Origin of the sequence: Mesorhizobium delmotii (assembly GCF_900149755.1) — a bacterium.
GTDB lineage: Bacteria > Pseudomonadota > Alphaproteobacteria > Rhizobiales > Rhizobiaceae > Mesorhizobium > Mesorhizobium delmotii.
The window spans coordinates 312,767-322,525 of sequence record NZ_FUIG01000013.1; the positions used below are offsets into that span (position 1 = coordinate 312,767).

9 protein-coding genes are annotated in these 9,759 nt (G+C 61.9%); 5 read left to right on the plus strand and 4 right to left on the minus strand.

The window, feature by feature from the left end:
* Window positions 1–8 precede the first annotated feature (8 nt).
* Window positions 9–1,091 carry a D-alanine--D-alanine ligase family protein gene (locus BQ8482_RS02980; protein WP_123146198.1) on the plus strand — a complete coding sequence of 361 codons (1,083 nt, stop codon included), beginning with the start codon at window positions 9–11 and terminating at the stop codon, window positions 1,089–1,091.
* A gap of 10 nt (window positions 1,092–1,101) precedes the next feature.
* On the opposite strand, the gene BQ8482_RS02985 is transcribed toward BQ8482_RS02980, so the two are convergent.
* Together BQ8482_RS02985 and BQ8482_RS02990 are read right to left on the minus strand one after the other, a co-directional pair.
* Window positions 1,102–1,476: a nuclear transport factor 2 family protein gene (locus tag BQ8482_RS02985; protein ID WP_123146199.1), complete on the minus strand. Its 375-nt coding sequence runs from the start codon at window positions 1,474–1,476 to the stop codon at window positions 1,102–1,104.
* A 119-nt stretch (window positions 1,477–1,595) separates the two neighbouring features.
* The gene (locus BQ8482_RS02990) at window positions 1,596–2,645 is read right to left on the minus strand and encodes an NAD(P)-dependent oxidoreductase (RefSeq protein ID WP_123146200.1); all 1,050 of its coding nucleotides are present in this window, start codon (window positions 2,643–2,645) and stop codon (window positions 1,596–1,598) included.
* Between BQ8482_RS02990 and BQ8482_RS02995 the strand changes: the two genes are divergently transcribed.
* Complete coding sequence (locus BQ8482_RS02995) at window positions 2,644–2,967, plus strand: winged helix-turn-helix transcriptional regulator (RefSeq protein ID WP_023796951.1); 324 nt, start codon at window positions 2,644–2,646, stop codon at window positions 2,965–2,967. The genes BQ8482_RS02990 and BQ8482_RS02995 overlap by 2 nt on opposite strands.
* Before the next feature lie 33 nt (window positions 2,968–3,000).
* On the opposite strand, the gene BQ8482_RS03000 is transcribed toward BQ8482_RS02995, so the two are convergent.
* Window positions 3,001–3,933: a polysaccharide deacetylase family protein gene (locus BQ8482_RS03000; protein WP_123146201.1), complete on the minus strand. Its 933-nt coding sequence runs from the start codon at window positions 3,931–3,933 to the stop codon at window positions 3,001–3,003.
* 248 nt (window positions 3,934–4,181) lie between these two features.
* Window positions 4,182–5,321 carry a LacI family DNA-binding transcriptional regulator gene (locus BQ8482_RS03005; protein WP_165848403.1) on the minus strand — a complete coding sequence of 380 codons (1,140 nt, stop codon included), beginning with the start codon at window positions 5,319–5,321 and terminating at the stop codon, window positions 4,182–4,184.
* Window positions 5,322–5,933: 612 nt separating this feature from the next.
* Between BQ8482_RS03005 and BQ8482_RS03010 the strand changes: the two genes are divergently transcribed.
* From BQ8482_RS03010 to BQ8482_RS03020, 3 genes are all read left to right on the plus strand, one after another.
* Entirely contained in the window at window positions 5,934–6,896 is a 963-nt protein-coding gene (locus BQ8482_RS03010) for a sugar-binding protein (protein ID WP_123146202.1), read from the plus strand.
* A 232-nt stretch (window positions 6,897–7,128) separates the two neighbouring features.
* A complete protein-coding gene (locus BQ8482_RS03015) occupies window positions 7,129–8,673 on the plus strand; it encodes a sugar ABC transporter ATP-binding protein (RefSeq protein WP_123146203.1) in 1,545 nt (514 codons plus the stop codon).
* 24 nt (window positions 8,674–8,697) lie between these two features.
* Entirely contained in the window at window positions 8,698–9,693 is a 996-nt protein-coding gene (locus tag BQ8482_RS03020) for an ABC transporter permease (protein ID WP_123146204.1), read from the plus strand.
* Window positions 9,694–9,759: the final 66 nt, after the last annotated feature.

Consider the following 9,759-nt stretch of genomic DNA (forward strand, 5'->3'; position numbering starts at 1 on the left):
AGACGCTCATGGCCGACACCTCGAAAAGACTGCGTATTGCCGTGCTCTTTGGCGGACGCTCCGCCGAGCATGAGGTTTCGGTGCTGTCGGCGACCAATATCCTGCGTGCGCTGGAACCCGCGAAATACGATGCCGTTCCCATCTTCGTCACCCGCGAAGGACAATGGCTGCTGAGCAGCTTCGAGGGGGGCACGCTGGCGAAACCGTCGAGCGGCACCGAAGTCTGCCTCGTGCCGGGCGGACAGGGACGGATGATGGCGATCCCGATCCATGGCGCGCCGCACGAACTGCCTGACATCGACATCCTGTTTCCCGCCCTGCATGGCCTCCATGGCGAGGACGGCTCCGTCCAAGGACTCGCGGAAGTGGCGCGCGTGCCGCTCGCCGGCTGCGGCATTCTCGGTTCGGCCGCCGCCCTCGACAAAGACATTGCCAAGCGGCTGCTGAATGAGGCGGGCTTACCCACCGCGCGCTCCGTCACAATCCACCATGGCGCCGCACCGGCCTTTGCGGAACTGCAGAGCGCGCTTGGGCTTCCGCTTTTCATCAAACCGGCCCGACAGGGCTCCTCTGTCGGCGTCAGCAAGGTTTCGGCTGAAGCTGAAAAAGACTACCAGGCAACGCTGACAGAAGGCTTTAGGCACGACCGCAAGCTGCTGGCCGAAGAATTCATTCGAGGCCGCGAGATCGAGTGCAGCGTGCTGGAGAATACAGACGGCGGCCTCTTCGTTTCCCGTCCCGGCGAAATCGTGCCGGCACAGAGCCACGGTTTCTACAGCTACGACGCCAAATATATCGACGAGCACGGCGCCGCACTGAAAGTCCCGGCCGAACTGCCGCAGGAGATTGAGGGCAAGATCCGCGAGATGGCGGCAAAGGCCTTCCGTGCGGTCGGTTGCGACGGCATGGCCCGCGTTGATTTCTTCGTGACCCCCGACATGCGCGTCCTCATAAACGAGCTCAACACCATTCCCGGTTTCACCGATATCAGCATGTATTCCAAGGCGATGGCGGCAAGCGGCGTCAGCTATTGCGAGATTATCGATCGGCTGGTGGCGCACGGGCTGGCACGCGCCGGTCGATCGGCTTGATGGCGAAGGCTTATGACACCGAGGATCTTACCAACGGCCCAAAAAAGCCGATGATACGTGTTATTCGCTTCTGGCCAGGGTCGAGGAAGGCTATGTCCAAACCCTCAGGGAAGGACGATCCATCAGGCATCACAAACTTCCACGCAAAGCGTGCGATCCCATGATGAACATCCACGTCACTTGTCCGTAGGATGCGGGCACCGGGATGCTTGGCCAGAACTCTTGCGATGTGCGCGAGCAGTTCTTCCGCGCCAGTCGCATGAACTGTAGGATCCGTGTATGTCGCGCTATCGCTCCAGATCGGTAACAGCAACGCCCGCCGCTGCTCGGCGTTCTCATCGGACCAAGCAGCACAATACGAATCGATGAGAAGCGTCAAAGGCATTCTATTCCCCTAATGTAAATCACTGGTCTGACTCGGCCGACGCTCGGACAACAAAGCCCGAACCCGTCGGCCGACGGCAAAGCGTGGTCCGCCTCAATAAGGCCGGAGACCAAATCCGCTCAGCCAGCCAGAAGGGATCCTTCGCGCGGTCCGGATCGGAGAGATCTCTTATCCGGACTTTCCAGAAATTGCGATAACGCCGCGAAATCATCATGTAGGTGGCCAGCTGCAATCGCCCGTTGGAAGATTGCGTCGTAACTGTCGACCGCGGAGCGGTCGATCTTGCGCGCCTCCATCAGCTCCAGGAGATGCTGGAATGCGCCGTAATGCGGGGAGATCGACGAGAGCGTCTCGTCGTCGCTGGCAAACCGGCCAGCATTCGTCCGCTTGATGAGGTCGGCGACAAGCCCGTCAATAACAGGCGCTATTGCGGTCCACTGCCGTCCCAACTCGCCCAGGTCGATCTCTTCGGCCTGACACACGGCGATCGCATGCAGCGTTCCGAACAGCGCGCCCCACATGAGAGCAAGCAGCGCGCTATCAAGTGCGTTCGCACGTCCCGGTTCTTCCCCGACATGCTGGACATTGCCGCCCAACGCACGAAACATCTCCTCGTTCGCGTCGAAAGCCTGCCTTGGCCCCGAGATCAGTATCGTCCCGGCATCTGTGCCAATGAAATCCGGCGTGGCCATGATCGCGCCATCGAGATAGCTGGCTCCGTGCGCAGCAAACCATTCAGCGGCTTCGCGTGCGCCATGCGGCGTTCCCGAAGTAAGTTCCACGATCAACTTGCCGCGAATAGCTGAAGCAACAGCATCGTCGCGCAGAACTGCGCTTGCCTGGTAGTCGCTTACGTTCACGATGATAATCTCAGCCGCATTGACGGCTTCCAGGACGGACGTCGCAACGGTGGCGCCGAGCGCGGCCAGCGGTTCGGCCTTTTGTTTTGTCCTGTTCCAGACCGTCGTCCGATATCCCGACTGAAGCAGGGCGCGGGCGAGCGCTGATCCCATACGACCCGTCCCCACAACGCTGATTGAAAGCTTCATTACAACACTCCATACCAATAGGTGCCAATTTTCGTCACGGGCAGAGGTATGTTGGAGTGAGTGGCGCGCACAATACGCACCTGGAGGTAAGTGGTTACCCAACGGTAAGGAGAATATCATGAATGAGCCGACGGGCAATTGCGGCTTCGCAACCGCGATCAAGGCGATCGAAGGGAAGTGGAAAGTGGATATTCTTTGTGAGCTTGGAACGGCGTCTCGCAGGTTCGGCCGGTTGAGGCAGTCGATTCCGGCGATCAGTGAAAAGATGCTGACGCAGCAATTGCGCGAACTGGAGGCTGACGGGCTTGTGAACCGAGAAGTCTATCCGGGATCGCCGACTAAGGTCGTCTATTCGTTGACAGAAAGCGGAGCGGCGCTCAATGCTGGAGCAGAGGCGTTATGCCGTTGGGGTGAGCAATTCCCTTCCCGCACCGATGCTTAAGGATGCCGTTCGCCATGCGAGTTGGACGTTGGCTCATGGCGCTTCGCCCTCGGCCGGAAACAGCGATAGCCAAAACCGGGCGATATCGTTGCGGCGCATGAAGACGGCCTGCGGCCTGGACAGAACTGTTTCGATTATGCCTTCCAATGCCGCAGCCCGGTTGGGCTGGCCGGTCCATCGCGCATGGACGGCTATCGTCATCATGCGCCCGCCTTCTTCCCTGGCTTCCTTGATCAGGAAGTCCAGATAGGCTTCAACGTTGTCGACGAAGTCCTTGGGCGTCACATAGCCGGGGCTGACCAGATAACGGCTGTCGTTCAAGGTCTTGGAATAGGGAACGATCAGAAGACGCCCGTCCTGTGCCGGCACGAAATAGGGCAGGTCGTCGTTGCACGGATCTGATTCATACAGGAAGCCGCCTTCCTCGATCAGGAGGTCGCGCGTGTTGACGCTGGGAAAGGAACGGCTGTTCCAGCCGATCGGGCGCTCGCCGAGCAGCTCGATGAACAGCGCGACAGCGCGCTGCAGATGGTCGCGCTCCTCGTCACGGCTCAGGGTCCATTGTTCGGTCCAGCGCAGGCCATGGCCGAGCAGATCGTGACCCGATTGGCGCAGCCATGCCGTCACCTCCGGGTTGCGCCGCAGCGCCTCGGCACAGCTCGAGATCGTGGCGTGGACACCGTGTCGCTCGAGCAGTCTGGCGATGCGCCAGATGCCGACGCGGCTGCCATACTCGAAATGCGTTTCGGTGCCGAGGTCGCGGATGCCGGCCGGCGCCGCCAACGGATATTCGCCCCAGCCATCGCTATGGCTGTCGCCCTCGAACAGCGAATATTCCGACCCTTCCTCGTAGCAGACCACGAGATTGACTGCGACCAGACGTCCGTCCGGCCAGATGATCTGCGGCGGCCGCCGGCCGTAACCGACGAAATCGCGCGGCGGGCCGTGGCGATGCTGGAGCTTCATGGCAGTACAACTCCTGGCGGGTTGCCGATCCGGGTCAGCGAGGAAATCGGGCTCGAAGGCCGGCGCGGAACGGCGAACCAGATCAAATTTACCCTTGGATCCAGGATTTCGCCACAACCAGACTGCAGCAAACCGTATGTCAATCCGCAGAACTCGGGATACAAGAATCCCGATCCTTTGCGGGGGCGCTTGTCCGGCTTGGAGCGGGCATCAGTACGGCTTATGCATTGATGGAAGTCTGGAGGTGCTCAGCGGGCTGTCAGTCCGTGTGTGCGCCCAGGCGCCACAGCACTGACCGATTCCCGCTCGACCAGCGGGCATTCAAGCTTGGTGATGGGGTAGCGGCCGCGGCCCGGCGGTGCGGGAATCTCAAGCTGCTCGATCGCCCATTGCCCCATCGCCATATGCGGCAGGATCGACGTCGTCAAAGGCGGGAACAGATGGCGGGCGATTTCCTCGTCGTCATAGCCGACGACCGAAATATCCCCAGGGATGTGCAGGCCGGCTTCCTTCAGCGCTTCGTAGCAGCCGATCGCGGTGCGGTCGTTCTGGCAGAAGATCGCGGTCGGGCGGTCCTTGAGCGCCAGAAGCTTGATGGTCGCGGCGTAGCCGGCGCTCGCCGACCAGTCGCCCTCGACCACCAGCTCCGCATCGAACGGGATGTCGGCCGTCGCCAGCGCCCGGCGGTAGCCCTTCAGACGATCCTGCGCCGCCTGCATCCACGGCTCGCCGGTGATGGTTGCGATGCGGCGGTGGCCATGGCTGATCAGGTGGCGGGTGGAGCTCTGCCCGCCGGCGATTTCGCTCGGCACCACGGCGGGGAAGGCGTAGTCGGCGGAATAGCAATTGAGCAGGATGACCGGGATATCGAGGTCGTAGAGATAGTCGGGCGCGGCGATCTCGCGCGTGAAGATGGTCATGTAGATCAGCGCCGAAATGCCTCGCTTGGTCAGTGCCGCAATCGCGCGCGGCTCCATGACGGAATCACCCAAAGTCTGAGCGACCAGCACGACGTTCCCGGCATTCCACGAGGCCTGGCGCGCTCCTTCTATGGCGACGACCGCTTCGGGACTGGTCGCCAGTTGATCGACCGCGAAGCCGATCACCCCGTCCAGCCCCTCGAACGAGGCGATAGGGCTGCGAAGAGCAGAGAAGGCTGGTGGCGCATAGCCGAGACCCCGCGCGGCCTCGATCACCCGTTCGCGGGTCTGCTGCGAGAGCCTTATGCCCGGCGTGTTGTTGAGGACGAACGAAACCGTTGCCTGCGAGCAGCCGGCGGCCCTGGCGATATCGGTCATGGTGACGCGACCCTTGGGACTCTTAGCCGATGGCTTTCGGCGCCGGGAGGCTTCAAGGGCAGGATCGCGCAGATCCGTCGGTTCGCTCATGGCATTGTGTTCCAAATTCCCGGCTTGGCTAGCCAGAGGTCGTCCTGGACGTCATTAAGGACGGTAGGGCGGCCGACGACGCTTAACGTTTATAAAACAGGCACTCGAATAATCATTATTATCATCCTGGCAGCCGAATGGCTAGCAGCGCGGAGAGAGCGATACGCGGTTTCTGGAAGATCGATTTCTGGGAATGTGATCCGATTTCAAGGCCGCTAGATGGCTTCGGAAGCCTCCCTTTCTCACCACACGGTAGGCAGACCATTCGCCAGCGGCACCAGGTTTCCAACCAGAGACTAATACTATTTACTAATAGGCGTGAGCGTTCTATTGTCAATTCGTCATGCCCGGCTCGGGACTGAACGGGCCATGACGGGAAGCAGGCGCGTGGCGCGGCATCCGCGGCTCTTGGGCCGGCAAAGCAACTCCACGCAATTACGGAAATGTCAGACAAATCCGACTATACGAACAGCCAATGAGTCTCTAAAGTCCAAAATCGCGGCTGGAATGGCGCCGTTCTTTCGCTGCCAGCACCCCTTGAGGAGGAGGCGTCCAGCCGCATTCGACAAGTTCAGATCAGCGAAAATGACTGAATCAAATGGGAGGTTGAACATGAAATCTGCGATACGAAATGCGTCCGTCGCTGCCGCGGCCTTGGCTCTCGGCCTGTCCATCACGGCGATTGCCCGTGCCCAGGATAAACCGACGCTGGCCTTCGTCGTCAACGGCGCTTCCGATTTCTGGAAGGCGGCCGAAGCCGGCGTCAAGAAGGCCCAGGCCGAACTGCCCGACTACAATCTCGAGCTCAAATATCCGGAGCAGTCATCGGTCGCCATCCAGCAGCGGCTGATGGACGATCTGGTGACGGCCGGCGTCAAGGCGATCATGGTTTCGGCCGTTGATCCCAAGACGTCTACCGACGGGCTCAACAAGATCGCCTCGGAGACGGCGCTGTTCACCACCGACAGCGACGCGCCACAGACCAAGCGGGTCGCCTATATCGGCTCGTCCAACATCGATGCCGGCAAGCAGGCGGCCGAGATCGCCAAGAAGGCGATGCCCGACGGCGGCAAATGCCTCGGCTTCGTCGGCCTGCTCGGCGCCGATAATGCCAAGGAGCGCATCGAGGGCATGAAGGAAGGGCTCGCCGGCACCAAGATCGAGCTGATCGACGTGCGTGGCGACGACATCGACCAGGCCCGCGCCAAGAAGAACGTCGAGGACGCGCTGGTCGCCAGCCCCGACGTCACCTGCATGGTCGGCTTCTATTCCTACAACACGCCGCGTATCTATGAAGCGCTGCGCGACGCCGGCAAGCTCGGTCAGATCACGGTCGTCGGCTTCGACGACGATCCGATCACGCTGGGCGGCGTCAAGGAAGGCACCGTTGCCGCCACGGTGGTGCAGCAGCCCTTCGAATGGGCCTATCAAGGCATGAAGCTGATGGCCGCCTATCTCAAGGGCGACAAGTCGGGTGTTCCCGCCGACGGATTGATCATCGTGCCGACCAAGATCATCGGCAAGGACGATGTCGACGCCTATGCCGCCAATCTGAAGGCGATGTCTGGAAACTGAGCGTCGTCGGCGCTGCCCCTCATCCGCCTGCCGGCACCTTCTCCCCGTGAAGAACGGGGAGAAGGGCAGTGGTTGCAACGCTGGCGATCCTTCTCCGCGTTCTTGACGGGGAGAGCGTAAGGGTGAGGGGCAGCGCGACGCTGGCGTGACTGGCTCCGCTTGTTATTGACGGGCTTGATCAGGCTCGTCAATCTGCGGGGAGGCCGACCCCGCCAACTGCTGTCAGGCGTGAATGAATTATTCCGACGCATCCATCGGCGCATCCACGACCGCCCCGTTCCTCAGTCTCGAGGGCGTGCGCAAGACCTATCCCGGCGTGGTCGCGCTGGACGGGTTTTCGATGGAGGTCAGGCCCGGCGAGGTCATCGGCCTCGTCGGCGAAAACGGCGCCGGCAAGTCGACGCTGATGAAGATCCTCGGCGGCGTGACCACCCCCGACACCGGCACGATCACCGTCGACGGTATCGCCCATGACGGGCTGACCGTCGAAGCCAGCATCGGTTCCGGCATCGCCTTCGTTCATCAGGAACTCAACCTGTTCGAGAACCTCGACGTTGCCGCCAACATCTATTTCGGCCGCGAGCCTTTGCGCGCCGGTCCGCTTAGGCTTGTCGACCGCGCCAGGCTGCGCGCGCTGTCGGCGCCGCTGCTCAAACGCGTGGGCGCCAATTTTTCGGCCGACACGCCGGTATCGACGCTATCGCTTGCCCAGCAGCAGATGGTCGAAATCGCCAAGGCGCTGTCGATCGAGGCAAGGCTGGTGATCCTCGACGAGCCGACATCGAGCCTGCCACTTGCCGAAACCGACAAGCTGCTCGATGTCATCAAGGCGCTGAAGGCGGAGGGCATCAGCGTCATCTTCATATCGCACCGTCTTCACGAGGTCGAGCGGGTCGCCGATCGCGTCGTTGTGCTGAGGGACGGTATGCTTGCCGGCACGCTGCCGAAGAACGCCATCAACCACGACCAGATGGTCAAGCTGATGATCGGCCGCATGCTGAAGGAGAGGGAGAAGGCGGCAGAATCGGCGTGCCCGCCCGGCACGGTCGCCCTGTCGGCCAAAGCCATTCGCACCAGCGCCTATCCCGACCGACCGGTCGATCTCGGCGTCAGGCATGGCGAAATTCTTGGCTTGGCGGGTCTTGTCGGCTCCGGCCGGACCGAACTGGCGCGCGTGCTTTTCGGCATCGAGAAGAGCCTTGGCGGTGCGCTCCAGCTTGATGGAAAGGATCTGGTTCTTGGTTCGGCCGCCGACGCTGTGGCCAACGGGATTTTCCTCGTCCCCGAGGATCGCAAGCTGACCGGTATCCTGCTCGATCTGTCGATTGCCCAGAATATTTCGCTCCCCAACCTGCCGGCGCATGCCCGGCGAGCCCTGGTCTCTGCCCGCGCCGAAGCCGTCACCGCCGAAAAGCAGAAAAGCAATCTCGGGATCAAGGCGCCCTCGGTGGCGACGCGCACCGGCACGCTGTCCGGCGGCAACCAGCAAAAGGTGGTGCTTGCCAAATGGCTGGCCATGAGCCCCAAGGTGATGATCCTCGACGAGCCGACGCGCGGCATCGACATCGGCGCCAAGGCCGAGATCTACGGGCTGATGCGGGCGCTGGCCGATGCCGGCGTCGCCGTGCTGATGATCTCGAGCGACATGGAGGAGGTGATCGGCGTCTCCGACCGCATCGCCGTTATGCATGAGGGCCAGATCTCAGGCATTCTCGACAAGGAACAGTTCAGCCAGGAAAACGTGCTGCTGCTGGCCGTCGGCAAGCAGCCGAAATAATTCGCGGGCATTGGGGAGAAGACGATGAGCAAGAAAGATCTCGGCCTGCTGATCCTGATCCTGGTGGTGGGAGCGGTGGTGGCGATCATCAATCCGCGCTTCCTGCTGCCGATCAACCTCGCCAACACCTCGAACCTGATCGGGCTGTTCGGCATCCTCGCGATCGGCCAGGCTTTCGTCATCATCACCGGCGGCATCGAATTGTCGGTCGGCTCGGTGGTCGCGCTGCTCGGCGTCCTGTTCGTCGATTTCATCGCCACGCGAGGCATGGCATGGCCGGTGGCGCTGCCGCTGATCCTCGTGCTCGGCGGCATCATCGGGCTGGCACATGGCTGGCTGATCACGCGGCTCAAATTGCAGCCCTTCGTGGTGACGCTGTGCGGCCTCTTGATCTACCGCGGCGTCGCGCGGTTCTACACTGCCGACGGCACGGCGGGCTTTGCCTTCGGACAGAACTTTCCGGAACTCGAGTTCCTGACCGCCGGGCGATCCTATGGCGTGCCGAACAGCTTCATCGCGCTGATCGTCATCGCCATCGTGATGTGGGTGGTGCTACACCGTTCGGTGTTCGGCCGCTACCTCTACGCCATCGGCAAGAACGAGGAGGCGGCGAAATATTCCGGCATCCGCACCGGCCGCGTCGTCATGGCCGCCTATGTCATCTGCGGCGTGCTGACGGCGCTGTCGGCGATCTATTTCGCGATGTACACGCGCTCGATCTCGCCGGCCAGCCACGGCCAGTTCTACGAACTCTACGCCATTGCCGCAGCCGTGCTCGGCGGCTTCTCGCTGCGCGGCGGCGAGGGCTCGCTGATCGGCGTCATCCTCGGAACGGTCCTGCTGCAGGAACTCCAAAACCTCGTCAACCTGCTCGGCATCCCGTCCTCGCTCAATTTCGCGGTGATGGGCGGGGTAATTCTCATCGGCGTATTGGTCGACCAGCAATGGGGCGTTTTCCGGGAGAGGCGGCTGATGCTGGAAGCAACCCGCAAGGGCACGGCCGGCGCGGCCGCGGAGTAGCCGCTTCACGAACCTTTGAGTCGGCGGGACAGCGCCCCCCTCTGTCCATCGCTACAGATTCGCTTC

What these genes read in the sequence shown, in the direction of transcription:
- BQ8482_RS02980 (WP_123146198.1), top strand. Translation starts at nt 9, where the DNA reads ATGGCCGACACCTCGAAAAGACTGCGTATTGCCGTGCTCTTTGGCGGA.
- BQ8482_RS02985 (WP_123146199.1), bottom strand. Translation starts at nt 1,476, where the DNA reads ATGCCTTTGACGCTTCTCATCGATTCGTATTGTGCTGCTTGGTCCGAT.
- BQ8482_RS02995 (WP_023796951.1), top strand. Translation starts at nt 2,644, where the DNA reads ATGAATGAGCCGACGGGCAATTGCGGCTTCGCAACCGCGATCAAGGCG.
- BQ8482_RS02990 (WP_123146200.1), bottom strand. Translation starts at nt 2,645, where the DNA reads ATGATATTCTCCTTACCGTTGGGTAACCACTTACCTCCAGGTGCGTAT.
- BQ8482_RS03000 (WP_123146201.1), bottom strand. Translation starts at nt 3,933, where the DNA reads ATGAAGCTCCAGCATCGCCACGGCCCGCCGCGCGATTTCGTCGGTTAC.
- BQ8482_RS03005 (WP_165848403.1), bottom strand. Translation starts at nt 5,321, where the DNA reads ATGAGCGAACCGACGGATCTGCGCGATCCTGCCCTTGAAGCCTCCCGG.
- BQ8482_RS03010 (WP_123146202.1), top strand. Translation starts at nt 5,934, where the DNA reads ATGAAATCTGCGATACGAAATGCGTCCGTCGCTGCCGCGGCCTTGGCT.
- BQ8482_RS03015 (WP_123146203.1), top strand. Translation starts at nt 7,129, where the DNA reads ATGAATTATTCCGACGCATCCATCGGCGCATCCACGACCGCCCCGTTC.
- BQ8482_RS03020 (WP_123146204.1), top strand. Translation starts at nt 8,698, where the DNA reads ATGAGCAAGAAAGATCTCGGCCTGCTGATCCTGATCCTGGTGGTGGGA.